The 24,417-nt window shown below is 70.3% G+C and carries 27 protein-coding genes; 18 read left to right on the plus strand and 9 right to left on the minus strand.

Annotation, left to right across the window (positions count from 1 at the left end):
• Positions 1-74: 74 nt before the first annotated feature.
• Positions 75-1,088, plus strand: coding sequence for a DUF4331 family protein (locus tag VGH85_00435; GenBank protein HEY2172257.1), 1,014 nt, complete (start codon positions 75-77; stop codon positions 1,086-1,088).
• On the opposite strand, the gene VGH85_00440 is transcribed toward VGH85_00435, so the two are convergent.
• The gene (locus VGH85_00440) at positions 1,085-2,077 is read right to left on the minus strand and encodes a hypothetical protein (protein ID HEY2172258.1); all 993 of its coding nucleotides are present in this window, start codon (positions 2,075-2,077) and stop codon (positions 1,085-1,087) included. The two genes, VGH85_00435 and VGH85_00440, sit on opposite strands and share 4 nt — an antisense overlap.
• A 133-nt stretch (positions 2,078-2,210) precedes the next feature.
• Here VGH85_00440 and VGH85_00445 point away from each other — a divergent pair, with 133 nt between their 5' ends.
• Positions 2,211-2,681: a hypothetical protein gene (locus tag VGH85_00445; protein HEY2172259.1), complete on the plus strand. Its 471-nt coding sequence runs from the start codon at positions 2,211-2,213 to the stop codon at positions 2,679-2,681.
• On the opposite strand, the gene VGH85_00450 is transcribed toward VGH85_00445, so the two are convergent.
• Entirely contained in the window at positions 2,647-5,379 is a 2,733-nt protein-coding gene (locus VGH85_00450; protein HEY2172260.1) for a tetratricopeptide repeat protein, read from the minus strand. The two genes, VGH85_00445 and VGH85_00450, sit on opposite strands and share 35 nt — an antisense overlap.
• 177 nt (positions 5,380-5,556) lie before the next feature.
• Between VGH85_00450 and VGH85_00455 the strand changes: the two genes are divergently transcribed.
• Entirely contained in the window at positions 5,557-6,552 is a 996-nt protein-coding gene (locus tag VGH85_00455) for a cyclic nucleotide-binding domain-containing protein (protein ID HEY2172261.1), read from the plus strand.
• A 340-nt stretch (positions 6,553-6,892) separates the two neighbouring features.
• Here VGH85_00455 and VGH85_00460 read toward each other — a convergent pair whose 3' ends face one another.
• The 3 genes from VGH85_00460 to pheA form a co-directional block, all read right to left on the minus strand.
• Positions 6,893-7,606, minus strand: a complete 714-nt coding sequence (locus tag VGH85_00460) for a GAF and ANTAR domain-containing protein (protein ID HEY2172262.1) — start codon at positions 7,604-7,606, stop codon at positions 6,893-6,895.
• Between the two features lie 198 nt (positions 7,607-7,804).
• Entirely contained in the window at positions 7,805-8,518 is a 714-nt protein-coding gene (locus tag VGH85_00465; protein ID HEY2172263.1) for a Crp/Fnr family transcriptional regulator, read from the minus strand.
• 96 nt (positions 8,519-8,614) lie between these two features.
• A complete protein-coding gene (gene pheA, locus VGH85_00470) occupies positions 8,615-9,553 on the minus strand; it encodes a prephenate dehydratase (protein ID HEY2172264.1) in 939 nt (312 codons plus the stop codon).
• An 82-nt stretch (positions 9,554-9,635) separates the two neighbouring features.
• Between pheA and VGH85_00475 the strand changes: the two genes are divergently transcribed.
• Positions 9,636-9,797, plus strand: a complete 162-nt coding sequence (locus tag VGH85_00475; GenBank protein HEY2172265.1) for a hypothetical protein — start codon at positions 9,636-9,638, stop codon at positions 9,795-9,797.
• A 21-nt stretch (positions 9,798-9,818) separates the two neighbouring features.
• Here the strand turns inward: VGH85_00475 and VGH85_00480 are convergent, their stop codons facing one another.
• The 3 genes from VGH85_00480 to VGH85_00490 are packed head-to-tail and all read right to left on the minus strand — an operon-like array spanning position 9,819 to position 13,734.
• Entirely contained in the window at positions 9,819-10,715 is an 897-nt protein-coding gene (locus VGH85_00480) for a MurR/RpiR family transcriptional regulator (protein HEY2172266.1), read from the minus strand.
• Positions 10,694-12,424: a serine hydrolase gene (locus tag VGH85_00485; protein HEY2172267.1), complete on the minus strand. Its 1,731-nt coding sequence runs from the start codon at positions 12,422-12,424 to the stop codon at positions 10,694-10,696. Before VGH85_00485 ends, VGH85_00480 begins: the two co-directional genes overlap by 22 nt.
• A gap of 2 nt (positions 12,425-12,426) precedes the next feature.
• Positions 12,427-13,734, minus strand: a complete 1,308-nt coding sequence (locus tag VGH85_00490; protein HEY2172268.1) for a DUF1343 domain-containing protein — start codon at positions 13,732-13,734, stop codon at positions 12,427-12,429.
• Positions 13,735-13,870: 136 nt separating this feature from the next.
• Here VGH85_00490 and larB point away from each other — a divergent pair, with 136 nt between their 5' ends.
• From larB to VGH85_00505, 3 genes are all read left to right on the plus strand, one after another.
• Positions 13,871-14,602 carry a nickel pincer cofactor biosynthesis protein LarB gene (gene larB, locus VGH85_00495; protein HEY2172269.1) on the plus strand — a complete coding sequence of 244 codons (732 nt, stop codon included), beginning with the start codon at positions 13,871-13,873 and terminating at the stop codon, positions 14,600-14,602.
• The gene (gene larC, locus VGH85_00500) at positions 14,599-15,801 is read left to right on the plus strand and encodes a nickel pincer cofactor biosynthesis protein LarC (protein ID HEY2172270.1); all 1,203 of its coding nucleotides are present in this window, start codon (positions 14,599-14,601) and stop codon (positions 15,799-15,801) included. The genes larB and larC overlap by 4 nt, the downstream gene beginning before the upstream one ends.
• A 78-nt stretch (positions 15,802-15,879) precedes the next feature.
• Complete coding sequence (locus VGH85_00505; protein HEY2172271.1) at positions 15,880-16,641, plus strand: metallophosphoesterase family protein; 762 nt, start codon at positions 15,880-15,882, stop codon at positions 16,639-16,641.
• 9 nt (positions 16,642-16,650) lie between these two features.
• Here the strand turns inward: VGH85_00505 and VGH85_00510 are convergent, their stop codons facing one another.
• Positions 16,651-17,118 (minus strand): group II truncated hemoglobin, encoded by a 468-nt coding sequence (locus tag VGH85_00510; protein ID HEY2172272.1) that lies wholly within the window; start codon positions 17,116-17,118, stop codon positions 16,651-16,653.
• Between the two features lie 212 nt (positions 17,119-17,330).
• Here VGH85_00510 and VGH85_00515 point away from each other — a divergent pair, with 212 nt between their 5' ends.
• The 11 genes from VGH85_00515 to VGH85_00565 all read left to right on the plus strand — a co-directional run bounded on the left by VGH85_00515 (position 17,331) and on the right by VGH85_00565 (position 24,388).
• Positions 17,331-17,516 (plus strand): CsbD family protein, encoded by a 186-nt coding sequence (locus VGH85_00515; protein ID HEY2172273.1) that lies wholly within the window; start codon positions 17,331-17,333, stop codon positions 17,514-17,516.
• 159 nt (positions 17,517-17,675) lie between these two features.
• Positions 17,676-18,083, plus strand: coding sequence for an Asp23/Gls24 family envelope stress response protein (locus tag VGH85_00520; protein HEY2172274.1), 408 nt, complete (start codon positions 17,676-17,678; stop codon positions 18,081-18,083).
• 41 nt (positions 18,084-18,124) lie between these two features.
• Positions 18,125-18,451: an Asp23/Gls24 family envelope stress response protein gene (locus tag VGH85_00525; protein ID HEY2172275.1), complete on the plus strand. Its 327-nt coding sequence runs from the start codon at positions 18,125-18,127 to the stop codon at positions 18,449-18,451.
• Positions 18,448-18,648, plus strand: coding sequence for a hypothetical protein (locus VGH85_00530; GenBank protein ID HEY2172276.1), 201 nt, complete (start codon positions 18,448-18,450; stop codon positions 18,646-18,648). Before VGH85_00525 ends, VGH85_00530 begins: the two co-directional genes overlap by 4 nt.
• Positions 18,645-19,022 (plus strand): Asp23/Gls24 family envelope stress response protein, encoded by a 378-nt coding sequence (locus VGH85_00535; protein ID HEY2172277.1) that lies wholly within the window; start codon positions 18,645-18,647, stop codon positions 19,020-19,022. Before VGH85_00530 ends, VGH85_00535 begins: the two co-directional genes overlap by 4 nt.
• On the plus strand, positions 19,022-19,558 hold the full coding sequence (locus tag VGH85_00540) for a DUF6286 domain-containing protein (GenBank protein ID HEY2172278.1): 537 nt from the start codon (positions 19,022-19,024) through the stop codon (positions 19,556-19,558). Before VGH85_00535 ends, VGH85_00540 begins: the two co-directional genes overlap by 1 nt.
• Positions 19,558-20,139, plus strand: a complete 582-nt coding sequence (locus tag VGH85_00545) for a hypothetical protein (GenBank protein HEY2172279.1) — start codon at positions 19,558-19,560, stop codon at positions 20,137-20,139. The genes VGH85_00540 and VGH85_00545 overlap by 1 nt, the downstream gene beginning before the upstream one ends.
• A 357-nt stretch (positions 20,140-20,496) precedes the next feature.
• Positions 20,497-21,108: an RNA polymerase sigma factor gene (locus tag VGH85_00550; protein HEY2172280.1), complete on the plus strand. Its 612-nt coding sequence runs from the start codon at positions 20,497-20,499 to the stop codon at positions 21,106-21,108.
• Positions 21,105-21,683, plus strand: a complete 579-nt coding sequence (locus tag VGH85_00555) for an Asp23/Gls24 family envelope stress response protein (protein HEY2172281.1) — start codon at positions 21,105-21,107, stop codon at positions 21,681-21,683. Before VGH85_00550 ends, VGH85_00555 begins: the two co-directional genes overlap by 4 nt.
• Before the next feature lie 327 nt (positions 21,684-22,010).
• Entirely contained in the window at positions 22,011-23,372 is a 1,362-nt protein-coding gene (locus tag VGH85_00560; GenBank protein HEY2172282.1) for a cytochrome ubiquinol oxidase subunit I, read from the plus strand.
• Between the two features lie 2 nt (positions 23,373-23,374).
• Complete coding sequence (locus VGH85_00565) at positions 23,375-24,388, plus strand: cytochrome d ubiquinol oxidase subunit II (protein HEY2172283.1); 1,014 nt, start codon at positions 23,375-23,377, stop codon at positions 24,386-24,388.
• The last annotated feature ends 29 nt before the right edge of the window (positions 24,389-24,417 follow it).

A 24,417-nucleotide genomic window follows, 5' to 3' on the forward strand; every position in this document is an offset into this window, starting at 1 on the left:
TCCCGATCGCTCTCCTTTGTTACGCTCCGCTGCAGAGACGCTACGCGCACTCTCGATCTCGAGGGAGATGAACGGTGTCGAATCACTTCACCGGCCTCAGTCTTGGGCCACCTCTCGGTGACCAACGGCTCGACCTCTGCGATCTCTACGCCTTCCAGTCGCCGGCCGATCCGACGAGGACCGTGCTCATCCTCAACGCGAATCCGAATGCCGATGCACTCGACCCCGATGCCATCTACCGGCTGAATATCGACAACGACGGCGACTACCGGACCGACGTTGCGTTGAGCTACGTATTTGGCCCACCACGTGACGGTGTGCAGACCGCGAGCGTCTTTCTCGCGAGAGGCGCCGAGGCACGATCGGAAGAGGCCGCGGGAAACACGATCTTCGCCGACGTCGAGGTCTCCTTCGACGCCGCCCCCAACATCGTCACGTCTGGGCCTTACACCTTCTTTGCGGGCGCTCGCAGCGATGCTTTCTTCTTCGACTACGACGGAATCGACAACCTCTTCGACACGTCCGGCGGCAGAAACTTCACGGCGCCGCACCTTGGCGGCAAGTCGCCGTGGACGGGCAAGGACTCCAACACGGAAGCCAATGTGTTCTCCACCGTGATCGAGCTACCCACGAGCGAGCTCGGCGGCGACCCGGAGATCCACATCTGGGGCCGGTGCAGCGTCCAGCGCGACGGCAAGCTGCTGCACGTCGACCGGGCCGGCCACCCGTCGGTCAGCAGCTTCTTCAACACCGACGAGACCAAAGAGGAATTCAACGCCAGCGAGCCGGTCAACGACCGCGCTCGCTGGCTGGATCAGTTCGTCCACCTGATGGGCCACACCGGCGGATACACGAGGGACGAAGCGATCGCCGCGATCGACGCCCACCGCATCCTTCCGGACACGCTGAATTTTGATCCGTCCCGGCCCGCGAAATATCCCAACGGGCGTGTCTTCAGCGACAATGTCATCGATCACCGCCTGGCCTTTCTCTCCAAGGGAGAAATTCCGCCGGACGGCCTCAGCCCGCACACCGACGTGCTCGAGGAGTTCCCCTATCTCGGAACGCCACACCCGGTCGTGCCCTAGGCCACGGCAGGTTCTTCCGACGGGAGCCGCGGCAGGAACGTGTCGGTGGCCAGACCGATCCCGGTGCGGACGAGCAGGGCGCCGATCCCGGCGGTGATGACGGCGAGCAGGACGTAGGTCCAGTCCTGCTGCCGGTGGACGTGCTCGGCCGCCAACCACCGGATCGCGATCGTGAACGCAGCGGCGTAGGAGAAGGCGAACGCCCAGATGCCCGGCCCGAAGGGCACCCGCAGGTACGCCGGAATGAGTCGTACCTGCACGAGCAGCATCAGCAGGGCATAGCCGGCGAGGAGCAGGGCGACGACGTCGAGGTGGCCACCGTTGATCGCGAACCACGCGTTGCCGGCGACCACCGGCGGAGCGAAGTCGATGGCGACCGTCGGCAGCAACGCGAGGGGCAGGGCCGGCTCGACGAACAACCGCAGCAGGAGGATCGAGCCCAACAGCAACCAGCAGATCACGCCGTAGCCGAACATGAGATAGGCCAGGCTCCGGAAGCCGAGGGTGGCACTGCCGGCCGCGGCGATCAGTCCGCCCGCTGTGGTCGGGAGGAAGTAGCCGGGGTGCCATTGTTCCAGGCGCATGTCTGCGACGATCCACTCCCCGGTCAGCCAGCCCCCGATCAGGACCGTCCCGATCAATGCCACGACGAAGACCGCTTCCCCGAATCCCCGTGCCTGCCCGGCCAGGGTCACGCCCAGCATCATGGGGACCACGAAGGCGAGTGCCGTGAACGGCGCGTGGACGGGATCCATCAGTTGTGTCCGCCACCGGGAACCGGCGATGACGTTGGCGGAGTAGCCGATCACCGTCACCAACCACACGGCGGCGGTCAGGATCCAGAGGACGTCGCCGGGCCAGGTCGGCACCCGCGTCAGCATCGATGCGGCCGACCAGGCCTGCGCGAGGCCGGCCAGTCCGAAGGAGATGCCGAAGACGTTCGCCCCCAGATGCAGCGGCGGTTTCCCGGCACTCGCCTGCACGCTCATGACCGCTCCTTGTCGGCGTCGCGGGCCCGATCATGGCCCAGCCGGGACGACCGGCCCGGCGAGACGCGCCGTCTCGCCGCCCTCCTTCGTCGGTAGGCGGGCCTACGGTGCCGGCACAGGGAGCGGAGGCGTCATGAACTCACCTGACCAGGTCATGCTCGAGATCGGCCGGGGCATCGAGCTGCAGCAACGCGGCGAGCGCGAGGCGGCGCGGACGCTGTTCACCGACATCTGGAGTCGGATCGGAGCCGGCGGTGACCCCTTGCACCGGTGTGCCCTTGCGCACTCGATGGCCGACGTCCAAGAACTCCCCGAGGACGAGCTCGTCTGGGATCTGCGCGCACTGGATGCCGCCGACTCGATCAGCGACGACCGCGCCCGCATGGCCGGTGTCGCCGGGACAGTGGCCGGGTTCTACCCGTCCTTGCATCTCAATCTCGGCGACGTCTACCGCCGGCTCGGCGACGTCGACAACGCCAGGAAACACCTCACGTGCGGTCGGGAACGGGTGCCTGCGCTCGGCGTCGACGGCTACGCGGCGATGATCGTCGCCGGCTTGGACCGGCTCGCTAGCCGCCTGCCACGGACGGGCGGGCCCCCGTGACGGCCTGCTGGCCGATATGTTCGGCGACCGCCGCCGGCTCCGGCACGGCCGCGAGGGCGAGTGCCTCCGCCTGGTCGAACGTGCGACCCAGGTCGCGCTCGCGGTCCCAGGCAGCGTCGCCCAGGACCTCCCGGACCGGACCGAGAGCGCGGTCGAGGAGCGCGATGTCCGGTGGCGGTGCGGGCATCTCCGCCTTGTCGCGCATCGACTCCGCCGCACCGGCGAGCCGGGCCGCGCTCGTCGCGGCACCGAGCGCGGCCGCGATCACGGCGGCGAGTTCCACGGCGGTCGCGGTGAGCTCGACGTCGCCGAGAGCGGCGATCCCGTCGAGGATCGACCGGAGCAGGGCGAGCGCCGCTTCCGGGCGCCCGCCGAAGGCCAGGCCGCCGACCAGGTTGGTCTTGTCGATCAGCACGTCCGACGGGTCGCCGTTGCGCTCGTCGATCTCGAGACACTCCTCGAGCAACGCGATCGCGTGGTCGTTACGACCCGAGTCGACCTCCACCACGGCGAGATTGGACAAGCCCGTCGTGAGCCGCTCCTCGGCACCGATCCTCCGAGCGATCGCGATGCTCTCCTCCAGGAGTGGGCGAGCGACATCCAGCTCACCGACCATCCGGTGCACCACGCCGAGACTGCTGAGCACCCGGGCGACCTGTTCCGGGTCGTCGAGCGCGCGCCACAACCGCAGCGCGCGTTCCAGCAGGCGTTGCGCCGCCTCGTGCTCGCCCTGCTGGATCAGCAGTACGCCGAGCCCGTGGACGGCACGGACGTAGTCGCGGCCGGTGCCCTCGGTGTTCTGATCGACCGCGCGCTCCAGCCATCGACGACCCTCGGCCGCGTGCCCGTGGCCGTACCAGAACCAGGTGAGCGGGCCGACCAGACGCAGGCCGATCGAGGCCCGGTCGTCGTCGGTCCCGGTCCGGTCCGGCGACACGTCCGGCGACAGGTCCGGCGATAGGGCCCACGACAGTGCCGCGCGCAGATTGTCGTGCTCGGCCTCGAGCCGGTCCAGCCAGCGCAGCCGTTCACTGCCGCTGAGCTGCTCGGCCGCCTGCTCGGCGAAGTCGAGGTAATACTCGGCGTGCCGCCGGCGTACCGCCTCCGCCTCGTCGGCCTCGGCCAGCCGCTCCGCGGCGAACTCCCGGATCGTCACCAGCATCCCGGCGCGCGGCTCACCGTCGGGACCCTCGCGCACCGTCGACAGGTTGAGGTCGACGAGGGACGCCAGCACGTCGAGCGGATCGGCTCCGGCCAGACCGCCCGACGCCAGCGCGACCGCGGCGAGGCCGTCGAGATCGCAGCCCCGCACGAAGACGGACAGCGCGCGGAACGCCCGGCGGAGGTCGTCGTCGAGCAGGTCGTAGCTCCACCCGATGGTCTGCCGCAGCGTCTGATGCCGGTCCGGCCGGCCCGCCGTGCCGCCGGACAGACCAAGGCTCCGGTCGAGCCGGCCGCGGAGCGACTGCGGCGACAGCAGTTTGGTCCGCGCGGCCGCGAGCTCGATGGCGAGCGGCAGCCCGTCCAGCCGCTCGCAGATCGCCACCACGTCGGCCTCGTTGTCCTCGGTCACGGTGAAACCCGGCTTCACCATCGCGGCGTGCATCGCGAAAAGCGCAACCGCGCCGGAGGTGCGGATCTCGGCGAAGCTCGCCCGGGCCGGGGGCAGGTCCAGCGGCGGCACCGGCAGCTCGTACTCCCCCGGCAGGTGTAGCACTCGCCGTGACGTGGCGATGACGACCGCCCGGGGCGCGGCGGTCAGCAGGTCGTGCACCAACTCGCCGGCACCGGCGAGCTGCTCGAGGTTGTCGAGGACGACGAGGACCGGCCGGTCGGCGATCTGGGCGGCGACGAGATCGGCGGGCGCGCCGTCTCCCGCCGCACCGACCACGCCGACGAGGGTCTGCCAGGCGACCGCGGCGTCGGTGGCGGCGGCGAGCGGGACGAAGTAGACGCCCTGGTTGAACATGTCGTCGAGTTGGCGCGCTGCGGCCAGCGCGAGACGGGTCTTGCCACTGCCGCCCGGCCCGGTCAGGGTGAGCAGGCGCGTGTCCCCGCCCGCGAGTATGTCGTGCACGGTGGCCAACTCACGTTCGCGGCCGACGAGGCGGGTCGGCGGATCGGGCAGCCGCGACGGAGCGCCGAGGCTCTTCAACGGCGGGAAGTCCGCGACCAGATCGGACGCGACCAGCTGGTGCACCCGCATCGGTTCGGGCAGGTCCTTGAACCGGTGCCAGCCGAGGTCGTGCAGCGTCACACCGGCCGGCAGATCATCGACAAGCTCCGACCGGGTCCGGCCCGACACCAGCACCTGCGCGCCGTGCGCCGCGGCGGCGAGCCGGGCCGCCCGGTGCACGTCCAGCCCGACGTAGCCGTCCTCGTGCCGGGTCGGCTCGCCGGTGTGCACCGCCATCCGCACCCGCACCGAGCAGCCGTCCGGCCACTCGCACCGGGCGAGAGCCCGCTGGGCCGAGAGGGCCGCGGCGAACCCGTCGCCGGCCCGCTCGAAGACGACGAAGAAGCTGTCTCCCTCGGTGCCCATCTCGTGCCCGTGCCACCGGTGGAACGCCTCGCGCAGCGTCAGCCGCTGGAGCGACAGCACGTCGGCGTACCGGCTGCCGAGCCGGCGCAGCAGTGCCGTCGACCCCTCGATGTCCGAGAACAGCATCGTCACGGTCCCGGACGGGAGCGCCTCCATGCCCAAGGATTGTGCTGCCCTCCCCGGTCCCCGGCAGTCGATTCGGCAAGGCTATCCGGACAATCATCGACTCATCGGACGTCGCCCGGCGGTCGGCTCGACCGATTCGGCGGACCGGGCCCGCGCGAGCTCCGAAGATCGCTACAGTTCCGCCGGCTGCTCACGACGGAGGCCACGATGCGCCACTCGAGTTCGGTGACCACGGTGTCGTGGATCCCCAGTGAGGCGATCACGGGCGCGGTCCTGAAGATGCCGTTCGACGCCGGCATGGCCCAGTACGACGCGCCGCCGCCGGACACGATCAGCGATCTCGCCGCGTTCGTGGCGGACGGGCGGTGCCGGTTCGCCAACGTTCTCGAGGCGTCCATCGACGTCGACGACGGCGTGATCGTCGGGTACGAGCAGTCCGGCGGCGGGCACGTCGGCGCGACGACGCTGCGGGTGGCCCATCGGGCGCTCACCTTCGCCGCCCTCGCCCTCCCCGACCGGCGCAGTGCCCGCCGGATCGGCGACACCGCGGTCCGGTTCGAGCAGACCGCCGGCGGGCGCACCGGCGTACCGGCTCCCCGGCGGGTCGCCCACCCGCCGTATCTCCAGTTGAGCGCGCCCCTCGCCTGGACGACGTTGGCCCTGACCCTGCACGCCGACGGCCGCTCGGAATGGGAGCTCGTCGGCGCAAGCCCGTTCCCGCGGCACTGGATCTACGACCCGGCCGGCCAACTGCACAGCAAGTCGTCGACCATCGACTACCACACGTGGAGCGTGCGCGCGTTCGGCCGGCATACGCCGTGGGGCGACCAGGATTCGGCGGCACTGGTCAACGTCGTGGAATCGGCGGTCGAACGGCAGCTGTCCGCCCAGATCATGGGCGGCGCCGTCGACGTCCGCCGGCTGCCGGCCGGTGCGATCCTGACCGAGCAGGGCGCCCCGGCAGACGAGCTCTACCTGCTCCTCGACGGCGTGCTCCGGGTGGAGGTCGACGGCGCCGCGGTCGCCGACATCGGTCCCGGCGCGATCCTGGGCGAGCGGGCCGTGCTGGAGGACGGTCGTCGTACGGCGACGCTGCGGGCGGTCAGCCCGTGCACGGTCGCGGCCACCGATCCCGCCACCGTCGACGGCGACGCGCTGATGCAGGTCGCCGGGGGCCACCGGCGGGAGGAGACCGGCGGGTAGCACCCCGATCCGGCCGATCTACGCGAACCGGACTGTGGGAATTTCCGGTGACAACGAGGACAACAGTGACCGTCTGCTCGCCCTGAGTACGCTAACGTACAGCTGCCTCGGGCGACCCGGTCCCAGTGGCAAGGGGGAGGTTGGGCCCGGGTCGCCCGACGGCCTCGAGTCCTGGTTGGCGATCCAGCGCGCCATTCCGTCGCCATTCCGCGTGAACGTCACGTTCAGGCGCTCTATCCGCATCAACGTCACGTTGACGCGGAATGGGCTGGGCTACGGCGCCGCGGGATAGAGACGGTTGATCCCGCTCGCGGCGACCTGGCCACCGCAACCTCGCCCGCTAGTTGGCGACGGTGGAGTCGACCAGCTCGCGGGCGACGTCGCGCAGCCTGATGTTGCGGCGTTGCGAGGCGGCCCGCAGCACGCCGAAGGCCTCCTCCGCGGTACAGCGGCGCTGGCCCATGATGATGCCCATCGCCTGGTCGATGACCGACCGGGAGGTCAGCGCGGTGCGCAGCTGCTCGGTCAAGGTCACCTGGTCGGCGTAGCGCATCGTCATCGTGATCGCGGCCGCGGCCTGAGCGGCGAACACCGACGCGTGCTGGCGCACCGGCGCGTCGAACGCCGACGACTTCGAATAGAGGTTCAGCGCTCCGACACTGCCGTCGCCCGCACGCAGCGGGATCGAGAGCGACGCCCGAACGCCCTTGGACAGGGCGTGTTTGCAGTACGTCGGCCACCGGTCCTCGATGCTCAGGTCGGCGATCGAGTTGATCCGGTCGTTGCGCAGCGCGTCGAGGCACGGCCCGGCGTCGACGCCGTACTGCACCTCGTCGAGTTCCTCGGCGAGGCCGTCGCTGCTGGCCACGGTCAGCGGGCGACCCTCGCCCTGGACGGTGATCCCGCATGATCCGGCGATGGGCAGGGTGGCCGCGGCCAGACCCGCGACGCGGCCCAGGAATTCGTGCAGGCTGTCGGTCGCGAGCATCGCGGCGGCCAACTCCGTGAGCCCCGCCGCGATCGGCGTACTCGGAGGTTCGAATGTGTCGCTCATCGCGTGGCGGGACCCTGAGTGTCGAAGTACAGCGGACTCACCGCGGGCGAACGCTTCGGCGTTCGCCGCGGCGGAGGCGGCACAGGTCCCGACCGCCCCCTGCCGCACCGTCAGGGTCGACGCTGTCGACTCAGGCGGTCCGGCGGGAAGACGCAATGGCTCCTATCCTGGCAGCCGCGCGACGGATTGTCGGCGTAATCATAGAGCATTGATCAACTGGTCCTGCGCCAGCAGCAGCGGGTAACAGGAGCAGGCCCGGTCGGCCAGCCCGGCCCGGTCGATGGTGGTGATGACCCCCCGCCGGTAGCTGATCAAGCCGGCATCCTGCAGGTCCCGGGCGATCTCGCTGACCGTCGCCCGGCGTACCCCCAACATCTGGGCGAAGAAGTCCTGGGTGAGCTCCACCCGTTCCCGGCCGGTGCGGTCGGCCGTGGTCAACAGCCAGCGCGCCGCCCGTCTCGGGGCGGGATGGCGGCCGAGACAGGCGGCGTTCTGCCCGAGTTGCACCATGCTGACGTGGCTGTAGAGCGCGATCCGACGCTGCAACTCCGGCGCCGCAGGAAGCACCTCGGCGACGGCGTCGGCCGGGAACTCGATCGCGCGCCCCGCGACCTGGCACAGCGCGGCGTGCGGGGTGCTGTCGACCCCGAGCACCACGGGCAGGCCGGCCAGCCCGTCCCGGCCGACCGTGTTGACCTCGACCATGGCCCGGCCGGCGAACACGGCGACCTGCGAAATCATCGAGTCGACCGGAAACCACAGCGCCTTGATCGGCTCGCCGGCGTCGTAGAGCTGTTGATGGGGGACCAACGAGGTCAGCGTCAGATGCGGGTCGAGGAGGGCGTCTTCGGCGGGCGGCAGGTCCCGCAGGAGCCGGTTGGCGCGCAGATCGGGCGGCGGAGGAACGCACACGACGTGTCCTTAGAACTGCGGCATGTCCCGTGTGCCCCTAACTGCCTAAGGACGGTCGACGACGCTACCCGAGCCGCCCGACCGCGGTGACAGCGGCTAGTCCGCGCGGCCCTCGCGCAGGCGGGTCAGCCATGCCGCGGCGTCGGCGAAGTCGGTGTCCTCCCGACCGGGTGGCAGAGGCTTCGGTGCGCCGTCTGCGCGCGGGTAGGAGCCCAGGTAGCGGACGTCGGCGCAGATCCGCCGCAGTGCGCCCAGCGCGTCACCGACCCGGGCCTCGGCGATGTGCCCCTCGCAGTCGATGGAGAAGCAGTAGCGGCCGAGCTGTTCCTTGGTCGGCCGGGACTCGATGCGGGTCAGGTTGACCCCGCGGACCGCGAACTCGGTCAGCACCTCGAGCAGCGCCCCGGTGTGGTCTTCCCGGATGAAGGCGACCAGCGAGGTCTTGTCGCGGCCGGTCGGCTCCGGCGGCGGACCCGCGCGGGCGACGAGGACGAACCGGGTGACGGCGTCGGCGTTGTCGGCGATGTCCGCAGCAAGCTCGATGAGCCGGTAGTGCTGGCCGGCGATGGGTGCGCTGATCGCGGCGTCGTACTTCCCCTCGGCGACGGCCCGGGCCGCGTCGGCGGTCGAGGAAACGAGGTCGACATGGGCGGCCGGCAGGTGCGCGCGCAGCCAGCCGCGGCACTGGGCCTCCGCGTGCGGGTGGGTGGCGACCGACGCCACCTGCTCGCACGTCGTGCCGGCCCTGGCCAGCAGCGAAAACCCGACGGGTACGAAGACCTCTCGGACGACCACCAGCGGATCACCCGCCGCCAGGGCGTCGAGGGTCGCCGGGACCGAACCCTCGACGGAGTTCTCCAGCGGGACGACGGCCGCGTCGGCGGTGCCGTCGCGGACCGCGTCTATCGCGGCCATGACGCTGGCCTCCGGCAACAGGATCCCGTTGATCGCGGCGGGGATGCTGCGCAGCGCGGCCTCGGCGAACGTACCCTCGGGTCCGAGGTAGGCGTAGCGGGTCGGTGGCACACCGGGCATGGGGCGAGCGTAGCGGGACCCGACCGGATGCCGCCCGCGCGGCGGCGCCACAACGCGTTCACGATCAGCCGAAGGAGCAGCGATGACCGAGCCCGAGGATCGTCCCGACGACCGCAACGCAGCCGAGCACCGCGAGCCGCCGACCGAGAATCCCCAGCAGGAGGGCGAAAGCCGGCTCGACCACATCGATCCCGACACGCAGAACACGCCCGACAAGGTGAAGCGGGAGCGGGACCGCGACTGAGCTGTCAGCGCACCCGCCGGCTCACCGCCGGCGCCGGTCCCGGCGTACCGACACCGCCTCCCGGGTCGCGTCGAGCGCGGCCTGGGTGGCGGCGAGCGTCTGCTGCGCCACCCCGACGAAGACACAATCGACCACCGTGAGCTGCGCCAGCCGGCTCGCCGTGGCACCGGACCGGTAGGTCGTCTCCCGGGCCGCGGTGGTCAGGGTCAGGTCGGCGAGCCGGGCGAGCGGCGAGCGGGGCGCGTTGGTCAGCCCCACGGTCACCGCACCGCGCCGGCCCGCTTCGGCCAGCGCGTCGATGGTCTCCTGGGTCGAGCCGGTGTGCGAGATGCCGATCGCGACGTCGCCCGCACGCAGCACGGCCGCGCTGGTGAGGGCGATGTGTACGTCGGACCAGGCGAAGGCGACCCGACCGATCCGGTGCAGCTTCTGCTGGAAGTCGGCCGCGACGAAGCCGCTCGCGCCCACGCCGTAGATGTCGATCCGCGACGCCCCGACGATCGCGTCGACGACTTGACCGAGCACCGTCACGTCGAGTTGTGCGGCGGTCTCCTCGACGGCCCGTGCATCGGCGAAGGCGATCTTCTCGACGACGCTGGCGAGGTCGTCGTCCGGCCCGATGTCGCTGCCGACCACCCGGGCCGGATCGCCGCCCTGTAGCCAGCCGGCCTCGGTGGCCAGGGCGATCCGCAGCTGCGGGTAGCCGGAGAAACCGAGCTGCCGGCAGAAGCGCACGACCGTGGTCTGCGACGTACCGGCGCGGCCGGCGAGCTCACCGATCGTGAGTGCCGCGGCCGCGGCGTCATCGAGCACGACCTGCCCGACCCGGCGCTCGGCGGGCGCCAGGGACGGCAGCAGTGCCCGTATCCGCACGACCGCCCGGTCTGGACCGGCGGTCAGTTCGCGCTCGGAGTCCATCCGACCGCCTGGAACGCCGCCGTGTCCTTCTCGCCGTCGAACACCGTCCTGCCGTCCGCCGCGACCCGGACGTCGTCGACGTAGACGCCGCGGCCGTGGTAGAGCGGATCGGTCGTGTAGCGCCAGCGCAGCTGCACCGGGCCGGACCAGTCGGCGAGATCAGCCGACGCGCGCAGCCACTGGTGCCCGTCGTAGCCGGAGACCGAGCCGTCCGTCGTGGTGTCGAGACCACGCCCGTGCAGCGCGAAGGGGACCGGCGACCACGTGGCTCCGCCGTCGGCCGAGCCCTCCAGATGGAGGAAGTCCGACGCCGGCTCGGTGTCGTACCAGAGGTCGAAGTTCACGGTCGCCGGCCGGCCGGCGGGCAGGGTGACCGGCGCGGTGAGGGTGGCCGTCGAGTCGTCGGCCATCCCGGCGTACCACGCGTCGCGGCCGCGGGCCGGATGCACCGCGATCGCCCGGGCGACGTCATCGGCGACCGCGCGGCGCGGCCCGTTGGTGGATCCCCAGTTGCGGTTGGGGTGCACGTGGTTGGTGAGCAGGATGACGAAGGAGTCGGTGGTCGGGTCGATCACCAGTGAGGTGCCGGTGAACCCGGTGTGCCCGGCGGTGTAGGGCGTCGCGAGTGCGCCCATGTACCAGTGCTGGTAAAGCTCGAAGCCCAGGCCGTGGTCGTCACCCGGGAAGGCCTGGTTGAGGTTGGTCATCATGGCCGTGACCGACTGCGCGGACAGGATCCGGGTGTGCCCGTAGGCGCCGCCGTTGAGGATCGTCTGGCACAGGATCGCCAGGTCGTGCGCGGTGGAGAAGACACCGGCGTGGCCGGCGACGCCGTTCAGTGCCCACGCGTTCTCGTCGTGCACCTGACCCCACACCAGCCCGCGGTCCGGGGTGAGCTCGTACTCCTCCGCGGCGATCCGCGGCTTCAGCGACGCCGGCGGGTCGTACATCGTGTCGTGCATCCCGAGCGGCGCCGTGATGCCGTCGCGCACCGCCACGTCGAGCGGCTTGCCCGTCAGGTGCTCGACCAGCAACTGCAACGTCAGCATGTTGAGGTCGGAGTAGATGTACGTCGTCCCCGGCGCCGCGGTGGGCTTGCTCGCGTAGATGGCGGCGATCCGCTCGTCGTACGTCGGATAGGTCCACAGGGCGGGGCTCGGGTCCGGTGGCAGGCCGGAGGTGTGGGTCATGAGCTGGCGGACCGTGATGTCGCCCTTGCCACCCTCGGCGAACGCCGGCAGGTAGGACGCCACGGTGCGGTCGAGGTCGAGTCGGCCCGCCTGCACCTGCTGCATCGCGACGATCGAGGTGAACAGCTTGGACAGCGACGCCAGGTCGTAGATGGTGTCGGTGCGGGTGGGGATCCATTGGTCGCGGGGCAGCTCGGTGCCGGCCTGGTCGGCGTAGCGCAGGTTGTATCCGCCGGCCGACTCCGCGGCGATCACCCCGTGCCGGGCGGCGAGCACCACCTCGCCCGGGTAGAGCGGATGCCCGTCGACGCCGGTGCCCGGGGCGAGACCGGCCGCGGCGTCGTCGCTGATCTTGTCGGCGTACTGCGGAAGCAGGTCGGCCTGCTGCGGCGTTCCGGGGCGCAGGGTGCGGGCCGGGCGGTCGAACATCGCCGCGCCGGCCGGCGAGGCAGCGAGCGGCAGCACGGCTGCGAGGACGAACACCACGGGTACCAGCATTCCCGGTCGGCGCAAGGGCATGGTCAGTGGCCTCCGTAGATGAGGTACTTCTGCCGCATCGCCGAGAAGGCCCGGAGCTCGCCCTGCCAGCCGGCGACCACCGCGTCGGTGTCCTTGCCCGCGTCGATCGCCGTACGCAGGTAGTCCGACCCGGACAGCTTGTCGATCCAGTAGGGGTCTAGCGCGTCGCCGGTGTCGTAGCGCCAGGCGAAGTCGGCGGGGTACAACCGCTTGGCGGTGACGATCATCGCCGCCGCCGTCCGGATCGCGTCGAACGCCGTCCGGTCGGTGACGAAGGCCTGTACGCCGGCGCAGGTCTCGTTGACGAACTTGGAGAAGGTCGGGGCGAAGTAGGCCTCGCGCCACTCCACGCCGGGAAGCCGGGCCACGGTGAGTGCCTCGGCCCAGTGATAGTCGGCGTACGGCGCCCCGATCAGCTCGAACGGGCGGGTCGTGCCGCGGCCCTCGGAGAGGTTGGTGCCCTCGAACATCCCGAGCCCGGGATAGACGAACGCGGTGTCGACGGTCGGCATGTTGGGTGAGGGCATCACCCACGGCAGGCCGGTGGCGTCGTAATCCATCCCGCGTCGCCAGCCCTGCATCGCGACGACGGTCAGGTCGACCCGCGAACCGCCGGTCTCGGCCGGGATGAACTCGGCCGCGAAGAGCCCGGCCAGCTCGCCGACCGTCATCGCATGCTGCTGGGCGATCGGCTCGAGCCCGACGCCGGTCGACCAATGCGGATGCAGCACCGGCCCGGTGGCCCGGGCACCGCCGAGCGGATTCGGCCGGTCGAGGACGACGAAACGGGTGCCGAGCGTGGCGGCCGCCTTCATCGCCGAGTACATGGTCCAGATGTAGGTATAGAAGCGGGCGCTGACGTCCTGGATGTCGAAGAGCACCGTGTCGACGCCCGCCTTCGTGAAGGCGTCGGCCATCTCGTCGACGGTCTTCGCGTAGAGGTCGTAGACCGGCAGGCCGGTCTTCTCGTCGGTGTAGAAGCCCTGCGAGCCGCCGGCCTGCGCGGTTCCGCGGAAGCCGTGCTCGGGACCGAAGACGGCGATCAGGTCGACGTCGGACGACCCGTGCATCACATCGACCTCGTGCTGCAGGTCGGTAGTGATGCTGGTCGGGTTGGCGATGATCCCGACCTTCCGACCAGCCAGCGGGCGGTAGCGCCCGGCGGCCAGGACGGCGAACCCGGTGCGGACCACACCGGGGCGGCCCGCCGAGGCCACGGTCGGCGGCGTAGCGGCGTCGGCGGCGCGGGAGCCGACCGCGACGGTGGCCGCCGCAGCGGCGGAGGCGGACAGGAACTGGCGGCGTCTCATGGTCGCTCCTCGCAGAAGCAGGTAATTCCGCAACGGGCCGCAACTTGCGGCCGGAAGTTACCCACATCCGGACAATGCGTCAACGGACGACGTCCCACCCGGTCGGCGCCGGATGGCTCGGCGTTAGGGTTCGCTGGTGCCCGGCGAGACCCCTCCCCCAGACCCGGCCGGCGAGACCGGTTTCGCCGACCTCGGGTTCGCCCGCCTCGACACCGACCGGCTGTCCCGCACCGGCGACCCCGAGGTGGTCTACGGCGCCGGGAAGACCCCGGCGCAGACGCTCGATCTGATCGCCGCCCTGCGTCAGGCGCATCCCGACCGCCCGGCGCTGGTCACCCGGGCCGACGAAGAGATGCAGGAGGTCATCGCCAGTCATTACGCCGACGCCGTGATCGTCGACCCGCAGGCCCGGGCCGTCGCCGTCGGCGCGCTGCCGCCGACCCGCGGGACCGTCTGCGTGGTGACCGCCGGCACCTCTGATCTCCCGGTGGCCGCGGAGGCGGCGTTCACGGCACGGGCGTTCGGCGCCGGTGTCACCCGCGTGACCGACGTCGGGGTGGCCGGGATCCATCGGCTGCTCGCCTCCCGCGACGCGCTGGAGAGTGCCGACGCGCTCGTCGTCGTGGCGGGCATGGACGGCGCCCTGCCGAGCGTCGTCGGCGGACTCACCGGAGTGCCGCTGATCGCCGTACCGACCAGCGTCGGGTACGGCGCATCGTTCGGCGGCGTGGCCGCCCTGCTCACGATGCTGAACTCCTGCGCGCCCGGGGTCGTCGTCACCAACATCGACAACGGCTTCGGCGCGGGGGTTTTCGCGTCGCGCGTCGCCCGCCGCAGCGCCCGCCCGCCGGCGCCGGAGACGCCGTGATCGGCTGGCTCGACTGCGTCGCCGGCGCCAGCGGCGACATGTTCCTCGGCGCGCTGGTCGACGCGGGCGCACCGGTGGAGGCGATCCGCTCGGCCATCGCGGCGCTGGCCGTCGAGCCGATCGAGCTCGAACTGTCCACCGTCACGCGGCACGGACTCGGTGCCACCAAGGTCGACGTCGTCGCACCGCACACCGTGGTGACCCGCACCTGGGCCAACATCCGGGAGCAACTGTCGGCCGCGCAACTCCCGGACCGGGTCCGGGCCACGGCGCTGGAGGCGTTCGAGCGGCTGGCCCGCGCCGAAGCCGACGTGCACCGCACCAGCCCCGAGCAGGTGCACTTCCACGAGGTCGGCGGGCTGGACGCGATCGCCGACGTCGTCGGAGCCGCCGCCGGGCTCGCCGCGCTCGACATCGACCACCTCGCCGCGAGCACGGTGACCCTCGGCTCGGGCATGACCCGCGGCGAGCACGGCATGGTCCCGGTGCCCGGCCCGGCCGTGCTGGCGCTGCTGCGCGACGCCGGGGCGCCGGTATGGTCCGGGCCGGCGCCGTACGAGATGTGTACGCCGACCGGTGCCGCGCTGCTCGCCACGACCGTGTCGTCGTGGGGACCGATGCCGCCGATGCGGATCAGCTCGGTCGGGATGGGCGCGGGCGGTCGCGACCTCGACGAGTTGCCCAACCTGCTGCGCCTCGTCATCGGCGTACCCGCCGACGAGCGGTCGGCGGACCAGGCCGAGTCGGCGGTCGTCCTCGAGACCAACGTCGACGACCTCGACCCGCGGCTGTGGCCGGCCGTCCTCGAGGAGTTGCTCGCCGCGGGCGCCTCCGATGCCTGGCTCACCCCGATCCTGATGAAGAAGGGCCGGCCGGCGCACACCCTGCACGTGCTGTGCCCGCCGCCGCGCGCGGACCGGATGCGCGAGATCGTCTTCACCCATACCTCGACGATCGGGCTGCGCTCCCATGTCGTCGACAAGGTCGCGTTGCGCCGGGAGCAGTTCTCGGTGCAGGTGCACGGCCAGCCCGTGGGCGTGAAGGCGGCCCGGCACGACGGCCGGGTCGTCAACGTCAGCGTCGAGTACGACGACGTACGCCGGGCGGCCGAGGCGACGGGGCTCCCGGTCGCCGAGGTGCTGCGCGAAGCCACCGCCCTCGCGCACGACACCGTCCGGTCCCACCACCCCCTCCCGTGATCAAGAGGGGATTCGTACGGCGTTTCGTACCGGAATCCCCTCTTGATCACGGGGTGGGGGACCGGCGAGAGTAAACCGGTGGTCTCCTCCGTCGCGGTGCTCTCCGACATCCACGGCGTACTGCCCGCGCTCGACGCGGTGCTCGCCGAGCCGTCGGTCGCCGCGGCCGAGCGCATCGTGCTGACCGGGGACATCGCGGCCGGTCCGCAGCCGGTCGAGGTGCTCGATCGGCTGACCGGGCTGGGTGAGCGGGTGGTGTGGGTACGCGGCAACGCCGACCGCGAGTTGGTCAGCCTGGCCCGCGGTGGCGCCACCTCGATCCCCGACCCGATCGCACCGTGGGCTGCCGCGGCACTGCGCCCCGACCAGGTCGACCTGCTGGCCGGCCTGCCGTACCCGGTGACGCTCGAGGTCGACGGCTTCGGCGACGTGCTCTTCTGCCACGGCAGTCCCCGCGACGACGACGAGGTGGTGCTCGTCGACACCCGCCTCGAACGGTGGGCCGAGGCTCTCTCGACGGTCCCGCCGGCCGTATCGACCGTGGTCTGCGGCCACACCCACATGCCGTTCGTCCGGCTCGCGCACGGCCGACTGGTCGTCAATCCCGGCAGCGTCGGCATGCCTTACGGGAGGTCGGGAGCACACTGGGCGCTGCTCGCCGACGGAGCGGTCCGCCTGCAGCGCAGCGTCTTCGACCTCGACGCCGCATGTGCGTCGGTCGCCGCCGCCTCCGGGTACGACGACGCGGCCGCCTGGGCGGACTTCTTCATCCGCGCCCGCGGGTCCGACGTCCAGGCCCTGGAGACCTTCGGCCCGCGGGACGGTCGCCGTACCGAATAGACCTACGGCTCAGCCGTCGTCCGGTCCGGTCCCTTCGACGAGGCCGTCCCAGGACCAGTGCGGGATGCGAAGTCCGGCCGGAACGTCGTCCGCGGACCCGTGGTACCGGGACATCGTGGTGGTGGTCGCCCAGGCGAAGTAGTCGTGCAGTACCTGCCGGACCCGGTCGTCGCCGACGCCGATGTCGGCCAGCGCCAGATCGAAGCAGGCTATTGCCCGGCGATCCATGTCCTCGTGCGGGCCGTTGCCGCTGTGCATCCGCACGACCGAGGTCTCGTCGCCGTACGAGTCGGAGAAGGTCGCCGGGCCACCGAGTGCCTCGGCCCAATAGGCGGCGAGGCGCTCGCTGTGCTCGGGATGGAACCCGTGGCTGAACGCGTGGCTGACCACGTCGTCGGCCATCACCCGGGCGTGCCATGCGTTGGCGAGGCGCAGCAACCCATCGGCACCGCGGACGGACTCGTAGACCGATTGCATTGTTCGAAGATGGCACGCTCGATCACAGATGGCGAAACGATCGCCGTCGCACCGTTCTATGTCTGGCGGCGAGACACTGCCGGTGGGCAGTCGACATGTGGCCTGGATCACACGGGCGTGAGCCTCTGGCCTCGCCGGTGTCCAACTAAGTACTCGCGACACGCCCCGTCCGGGGCGCCATGTCCGAGCACGCAGCCGAGAGGGGACTCGCGATGAGCATCGGTGACAAGGCCAAGAACAAGGCCAAGAACAAGGCCCAGGAGCTGGCAGGCAAGGCCAAGAAGAAGGCCGGGAAGGCAAGCGACGACGAGCAACTACGGGCCGAGGGGCAAGCCGACCAGGCCAAGGGAGACCTGAAGCAGGCCGGCGAGAACGTGAAGGGCGCGTTCGACAAGTAGTTCATCGGGCAGGCAAATGACATACGACTGCGGGCGTAGCCGCCCGCATCGAAGGAGCAGATATCTGTGAGTACTGAGGACACGGACCGTTTGGCAGGGGCGGACAAGAAGCCTCGGGTGGACCGCCCCGCGGGTGGTGCCCCGGCCCGGCTCGGCGGAGTGAGCAGCGCAGAGTTGGTCACCGGGCAGGGGCGGACCGCGATCGCCGACGTGGTGGTGCAGAAGATCGCCGGGATCGCCGCGAGCGACGTCGCCGGCGTCCACAACCTAGGTGGCGGCACGGCCCGGGCCATGGGTGCCCTGCGGGAGCGGATTCCCGGCGCAGCGCGGAGCAGCGGCCAGGGCGTATCGGTGGAGGTCGGTGAACGGCAGACCGCCGTCGACCTGGCCCTCGTCGTCGAGTATGGCGTCTCCATCCCCGACCTCGCGCAGTCGATCCGCCGGAACGTCATCACCTCGATAGAGCGGATGACGGGGCTGGAGGTCACCGAGGTCAACATCGATGTCGACGACGTACACCTCCCGGACGACAACGACGACGGGTCCAACGAGTCGCGGGTCCAGTGAGCACCCGGCACCGGACTGATCGGGTTCTGTCCGGTAGCGAGGTGGATGTCGACCTGGTGGCGGCCGCGGCCGCGGGATGCCCCGCGGTCGCCGCCCTGTCAGCCGGGATGTTCGGAGAGGTCGCCACCTACCTCCCCGGCCGAAAGGTCAGCGGGATCCGGGTCACCGACGCCGACGTCGAAATCCACATCGTCGCCCACCGCGGACACCCGCTCCACCACGTCGCCGCTCATCTCGGTGCGCTGACCCGGCCACTCATCGGTGACCGCCGGCTGACCGTTGCGGTCGACGACCTCGACGTCGACCTCCCCAGCGGCAACCGCGCCGACCGGTCAATTGCGTCGCGCTCAGGAAGCGAGCAGCCATGAACCTCACCGCAACCCACTTTGGCTTCATATTCGGCATCGCATTGGGGCTGGCCGGCGCGTTCGGCGGCTTCGCCGCATTCATCATCGTGCTGATCATGGGCATCGTCGGACTCGTCGCCGGACGCGCAATCGACGACGGAGGCGACCCGGCCGGCCTGCTCGGCCGGCTGAATCGGCATGACCGTGAGCGGCTGTGAGGACGCAACCACTGGCTGTCCCGGAACGACGTGGCCGCACCAGCGTCGCCGCCCGGGTTGTGGAGAAAATTGCCGCCCAGGCCGTCGACGAGATCGGCGAGGCGAGTGGCGTTCCCCGCCGCCTGCTCGGTGTTCGGCTCGGACACGATGACGGACAGGGCAGGGCGCAGGCCGCCGCCGAAATCGACGGCGACATCGCCATCGTGTCGGTGCGGATGTCGGTCACCTACCCGAATCCGATCCGGCGCACCGCCGACGCTGCCCGAAGCCGTGTCATCGTCCGGGTCGGCGAGCTGACCGGCCTGCAGGTCAAACAGGTGGACGTCGACATCGCCCGGCTCATCCCCCCAACTGGACACCAGAGGGTGCGCTGATGCCCGCCCTTCCCCGCCGCCGCCGTACGCTGCCAGCCATCGTCGTGGCCGCCGTCGGTGCCGCCGTCGGCGCAACCGTGGTGATCGACGTGATCGCCGTCGCGACCATCCGCCGCTCGCTGATCTGGCCGTACGAACAAATAGGCGAGCTTCTGCGGGAGAACACCTGGGACACCACCGTCGTACTAATGATCTCCGCTGGAGTCGCGTTGATCGGCATGCTTCTGCTGATCGCCGCAGCCGCACCGGGCCGGCAGAAGCTGCAGGCGCTGACCACCGGCGACCCCGACGTCGTCGCCGGAGCCACGCGGCGAAGCCTGAGCCGCACACTCACCGAAGCCGCACGCGTCGACGGCATCGCCAAGGCCCACGTGGACGTGGGCCGGCGGCGGGTCAAGGTCACGGCCACCAGCTACCTGCGGGATCCGACCGGGCAACGCGAGGCCGTCACCACCGCGGTCACCGCCCGCCTGGACCAGCTCGCCCCGATCCGACCCCGCACCGTGCACACCAAACTTCATCGACGGAAGGCGTGATGACCACCGCCCGCACCGGCCGCGGCAACCGCTACGGCCTCGCCTTCGTCGGCCTCCTGCTCGCCGCTGGTGGAGCCGCCTCGTTGACCGTCGGCCTCGGTGTCTTCGGCACCGGCCGTGCACATGCCGCGCTATTCACCCCAGCAGAGTCGCGCTACGTGGACGGGAGCGGTTGGTTCTGGCCCGTCGTCGCTGCGGCCGCTGCCGTCGTCGGACTCGCCTGCCTGCGCTGGCTCCTCGTCCAGTCCCGCCGCGACCGGGTCGGCACACTTCACCTGGAAGCCGACCACAGGCGCGGCACAACCCGCGTCGGCGCGCACATCGCCACCGACGCTCTCGAGACCGAGATCGGCTCATACCCCGGAGTCACCTACGCCCGCGGCAGGCTCACCGGCAGCACCGACGCCCTCGAACTCGTCCTGACCATCGGCGTCGAAGAACGCGCCGACCTCGCCGGCCTGCGTACGAAGATCAACACCGAGGCGGTGGCCCACCTTCGCGAAGCGTTGGGAGAGCAGCACCTACCCACCCGGCTCGCCCTCCGCCTCGACACCACCAGCGCCAGGCGACACCTCACTTGATCATCCCGCCACATGCCTCGGGCGGGACGGAAACGAAGCCGGAACGGAGGACCAAAACCCGACAAGCCGCGTCAAGAGGCTGCCCGAACCGGAGGGGCCATGACCGAGCGAACGGCACGCCACCGCATGCTCTGCGCCGCGCACGGGCCGCCCACTCCAGCCTCGGTAGGACTTGGCGCGCGCCCCGCCGCCGGATGCCCTCTACCGTTGTGGGTCGGATCTGCCGACCCGGCGACGGCCGCAGCGCCGGCCCGCTTGATCACGCCTGCGGTTCATGACAAGGAGACCAGCCCGTGCCCGATCCGGTGCGAAACAAGCCCGTCGGGGCGTCGCGCGCTGGTGCCGGCCCTTGACCCGATGAGCTCGCCAAGTCAACCGCCCGCCGGCGAGCCCCCGACGGCTACCCCACGCCGTGCGCCCGGTCCCACATTCACATCCGATCCGGCTGCCGACGCCTGGCTCGTCGGCAAGGCACGCAACGGCGACACCGCCGCCTACGAGGCGCTGGTGCGCCGCCACCGCGTCCGGGTCTACCGGATCGCGCTCCGCATGCTCGGCAACCACGAAGACGCCGAGGACGTCGCCCAAGACACCTTCGTGCAAGTCTGGTCCGCTCTGGCCGGGTTCGTGGGCGGCGCGCAATTCACCACCTGGCTCTACCGGATCGTCATCAACCGTTGCATCAACCACAAGCGGCGCCGCCCGCCGCCCGTCCCACTCCGGGACGAGGACTACCCGGCTGGAAGCGGTCCGGAGGATGCCGTCGTCGCCGAGCACCGAGCCCGCGCCACTGCAGCCGCGATAGCGGCTCTGCCGCCAGACCAACGCACGGTCCTCGTGCTCCATCAGATGGAAGGACTCACCTATCAGGAGGTCGCCGACATCCTCAAACTTCCCGAACCCACTGTCCGCGGCAGGCTCGCCAGAGCGCGGCGAACCCTGATCACCGACCTTCGGGATTGGGCATGACCGGCACCCGCGGCGACCAAGTGCCCTGTGGCGCCACGATCGACGACCTCATCGCCCAGGTCGCCGACGGCGACGCCACACGGCGCACCCCACATCAGCAAGGGTGCGTCCACTGCCAGGCAGCGCTCACCGAATACGCCCGGCTGTGGGACCCGGTCACTGTGCTCGCCGCCGAACATGTGCAGCCACCCGACAGCCTCATCGACGAGGCGCTACGCCGCATTCGGACCACCCTCGAACACCCCGAGTACGGACTGCTACCAGGAGGCCCGGACGGACTCACCCGAATCGCCGTGCGCGTCATCATCGTCACCGCCCGCACGGCAGCCGAACGCACCGACGGCGTCCGGGCCGCCCTGACCCATGCCGCTCCGAGCGACTCCTCCGCCACCGTCGCCGCTGGCATCACCGGCTCCAGCACTGCCATCGAGGTCACCGTTGCCGCCACCTACGGCCACGACCTACCCGCCCTCGCCGACCGCATCCGCCGCACTGTCGCCCATGACATCCGTACTTACACAGGACTGCGACCTGCGGACATCACCATCGTCATCGACGACATTCTCCAACCCTGACCGTTAGGCGGGCCCGGCCTATACCGCGTCACCTCGCGAATTGATGGCTGCTCCTCCTCGCCGCCTGGCGTCGCAGCCGCGCCCTACCCGGCCAACTCCACCGTTTCGTCGGCGTCGCCGGCATCATCCTCCTCAGCCTGCCATGACACGATCACGTTCCAGTGCGTCCGCCCGGTGCACTGCGAACGGCCCGTTCCGGGGTGCTCCCGATGCTGACGGCTGCGTCCGAGAATGGCGGTCGTAGAGTCCAGAGGTCGACGCGGAGCCCAAGCGGGGATCCACCTCTCCTCCCGTTTGCCGCCGGCGCGGGAGGAGCTTGTTACCGGAATGGTCTCGCACGTGTCGATTGCAGCTGCGGGAAGCATCATCGCGCCGCGGTCGCAGATGGGCTTCTCGCTGGGCTGGCACATCATCCTTGCCTGTCTCGGGGTTGGCATGCCCGGTCTGACGCTGTTCCTGGAATGGCGAGGTCAGCGGACCGGCGACGTGCACTACCGTCTGCTCGCGCGTCGGTGGGCTCGGACGCTGGGCGTCCTGTTCGCGGTGGGCGCCGTATCCGGGACGATTCTGTCCTTCGAGATGGGCCTGTTGTGGTCGGGCCTGATGGAGCACTACGGATCGGTGATCGGTCTGCCGTTCGCGATCGAGGGATTCGCGTTCTTCGTCGAAGCGATTTTTCTCGGTATCTACCTCTACGGCTGGGATCGACTCACGCCACGGGTCCATCTGCTCTCAGGTATCCCGATCTTCCTGGCCGGCGTGCTGTCGGCGTTCTTCGTGGTATGCGCCAACTCATGGATGAACAGCCCACAAGGCTTCACTGAACGCAACGGCAAGCTGACGAGTGTGTCCCCCTGGTCGGCGATGTTCAACAAGGCGACCTGGCCCGAAACCACCCACATGATCCTGGCCGCGTTCATGGTCACCGGTTTCCTCATCGCCAGCGTGTACGCCGTTGCCATGTTGCGGGGACACCGTGACCGCTACCACCGTCTCGGGATGCTCGTCCCGCTGTCCTTCGCCTGCGCGGTGACGCCGATCCAGATCGTGGTCGGAGACTGGGCGGCCCGCTACGTGGCCGACGACCAGCCGGCGAAGCTCGCGGCGATGGAGGGCCTATTCCGCGGCAGGCACGGCGCCCCCGAGTCGCTCGGTGGCATCTACTACGACAACGCCCTGCACGGAGCGATCCGCATTCCTGATGGTCTGTCTCTTCTGGCCCGGCTTGACCCGAGAGCCTATGTCGCTGGGCTGCACGAAATACCCGTCGACCAGCGCCCACCGGTCAATATCGTTCATCTGGCCTTCGACAGCATGGTCGGCGTCGGCTTCGCGCTCCTCGCACTCGGCGCGTGGTTCGGATGGGCCTGGTGGCGCCACCATGACCTACCTGCCTCGGCCTGGTTCCTGCGTGCAGTCGCAGTGTCCGGCGTTGCGGCCGTCGTGGCCATGGAAGCGGGTTGGATCACTACCGAGGTCGGACGCCAGCCATGGATCGTCTACCGCCTGCTTCGGGTCGATCAGGCCGTCAATCCCGCGACAGGGATCGGTTGGGGACTGCCGCTGCTGCTGATCGTCTATGCCGTCCTCACTGTGGCCATCGTCTATGTCCTGCGTCATATGGTCCGCAGCAGGCCTGTCCCTGCCGCGCCACAAGAGTCTGACCTCGCCGACTACGAAGTGGGGTAACCATGTCGCTGGCTACCGCGCTTCTGGCGCTCATCTGGCTTTCCGTGACCGCCTATGCCCTGCTCGGCGGAGCGGACTTCGGTGCCGGGTTCTGGGATCTGATCGCCGGCAACCCGGACCGCGGACACGAGCGGCGCACGCTCATCGAACACTCCATCGGGCCGGTATGGGAAGCCAACCATGTCTGGCTGATCTTCGTCCTCGTACTGATGTGGACGTCCTTCCCGGCCCTATTCGCTGCGATTGCCTCTACGCTCTACATTCCGCTAACCCTTGTTGCGATCGGCATCATCGCCCGCGGTTCGGCGTTCGCGTTCCGCAAAGCCGTCACCGAGACATGGCAACGACGTCTGTTCGGCGCGGCGTTCGCGTTCTCGTCTGTGATCACACCTTTCTTCCTCGGCGCACTGGCCGGCGGCATCGCCTCCGGCCGGGTTCCACCAGGGCTCGCCAACGGCGACATCATCACCAGTTGGGTCAACCCCACCTCGCTGGCCTGCGGCGTACTCGCGATCGCCGTCTGCGCCTATCTCTCAGCGATCTACCTCACGGCGGACGCCCGCCGCGGCGGACACGGCGAACTTGCTGAGTACTACCGCCGACAGGGCCTGCTCAGTGGCATCACGGTCGGCGTCGTAGCGGTCGCTGCGATCGCGGTCGTGCACGCAGACGCGCGCCAGATCTACCGCGAGCTGCTCGACGGCGGGCTACCGCTCGTCATCGTCTCGATCGTCGCCGGACTCACGTCGCTGCTACTCCTGACAAGGCGTGATTACATCGCCGTGCGAGTCACGGCAGCGCTCGCCGTCACCGCCATGTTGTGGGCGTGGGGAGTCGGCCAATACCCCGAGTTGCTGCCTGGCCTGTCCCTCGATCAAGCGGCAGCCGCGCACGCCACCCTGCAGGCGACCGCCATCGCGTCCCTCGTGGGCCTCCTATTCGTAGTGCCGTCTCTGGCATGGCTGTTCGTCCTGTTCCAACGAGATCAAAGCCGAGCGGCGCGCCGCGACTCGTAGGTGGTAGAAGTGCGGTCGGCGCAACCGTG

The sequence above is a fragment of the Mycobacteriales bacterium genome (genome assembly GCA_036497565.1).
GTDB lineage: Bacteria > Actinomycetota > Actinomycetes > Mycobacteriales > QHCD01 > DASXJE01.

Excerpts from the sequence above, each read along its gene's own strand:
- VGH85_00440 (HEY2172258.1), bottom strand. The coding sequence starts at position 2,077 with ATGAGCGTGCAGGCGAGTGCCGGGAAACCGCCGCTGCATCTGGGGGCG.
- VGH85_00445 (HEY2172259.1), top strand. The coding sequence starts at position 2,211 with ATGAACTCACCTGACCAGGTCATGCTCGAGATCGGCCGGGGCATCGAG.
- VGH85_00450 (HEY2172260.1), bottom strand. The coding sequence starts at position 5,379 with ATGGAGGCGCTCCCGTCCGGGACCGTGACGATGCTGTTCTCGGACATC.
- VGH85_00455 (HEY2172261.1), top strand. The coding sequence starts at position 5,557 with ATGCGCCACTCGAGTTCGGTGACCACGGTGTCGTGGATCCCCAGTGAG.
- VGH85_00460 (HEY2172262.1), bottom strand. The coding sequence starts at position 7,606 with ATGAGCGACACATTCGAACCTCCGAGTACGCCGATCGCGGCGGGGCTC.
- pheA (HEY2172264.1), bottom strand. The coding sequence starts at position 9,553 with ATGCCCGGTGTGCCACCGACCCGCTACGCCTACCTCGGACCCGAGGGT.
- VGH85_00475 (HEY2172265.1), top strand. The coding sequence starts at position 9,636 with ATGACCGAGCCCGAGGATCGTCCCGACGACCGCAACGCAGCCGAGCAC.
- VGH85_00480 (HEY2172266.1), bottom strand. The coding sequence starts at position 10,715 with ATGGACTCCGAGCGCGAACTGACCGCCGGTCCAGACCGGGCGGTCGTG.
- VGH85_00485 (HEY2172267.1), bottom strand. The coding sequence starts at position 12,424 with ATGCCCTTGCGCCGACCGGGAATGCTGGTACCCGTGGTGTTCGTCCTC.
- VGH85_00490 (HEY2172268.1), bottom strand. The coding sequence starts at position 13,734 with ATGAGACGCCGCCAGTTCCTGTCCGCCTCCGCCGCTGCGGCGGCCACC.
- VGH85_00510 (HEY2172272.1), bottom strand. The coding sequence starts at position 17,118 with ATGCAATCGGTCTACGAGTCCGTCCGCGGTGCCGATGGGTTGCTGCGC.
- VGH85_00515 (HEY2172273.1), top strand. The coding sequence starts at position 17,331 with ATGAGCATCGGTGACAAGGCCAAGAACAAGGCCAAGAACAAGGCCCAG.
- VGH85_00530 (HEY2172276.1), top strand. The coding sequence starts at position 18,448 with ATGAACCTCACCGCAACCCACTTTGGCTTCATATTCGGCATCGCATTG.
- VGH85_00540 (HEY2172278.1), top strand. The coding sequence starts at position 19,022 with ATGCCCGCCCTTCCCCGCCGCCGCCGTACGCTGCCAGCCATCGTCGTG.
- VGH85_00545 (HEY2172279.1), top strand. The coding sequence starts at position 19,558 with ATGACCACCGCCCGCACCGGCCGCGGCAACCGCTACGGCCTCGCCTTC.
- VGH85_00550 (HEY2172280.1), top strand. The coding sequence starts at position 20,497 with ATGAGCTCGCCAAGTCAACCGCCCGCCGGCGAGCCCCCGACGGCTACC.
- VGH85_00555 (HEY2172281.1), top strand. The coding sequence starts at position 21,105 with ATGACCGGCACCCGCGGCGACCAAGTGCCCTGTGGCGCCACGATCGAC.
- VGH85_00560 (HEY2172282.1), top strand. The coding sequence starts at position 22,011 with ATGGTCTCGCACGTGTCGATTGCAGCTGCGGGAAGCATCATCGCGCCG.
- VGH85_00565 (HEY2172283.1), top strand. The coding sequence starts at position 23,375 with ATGTCGCTGGCTACCGCGCTTCTGGCGCTCATCTGGCTTTCCGTGACC.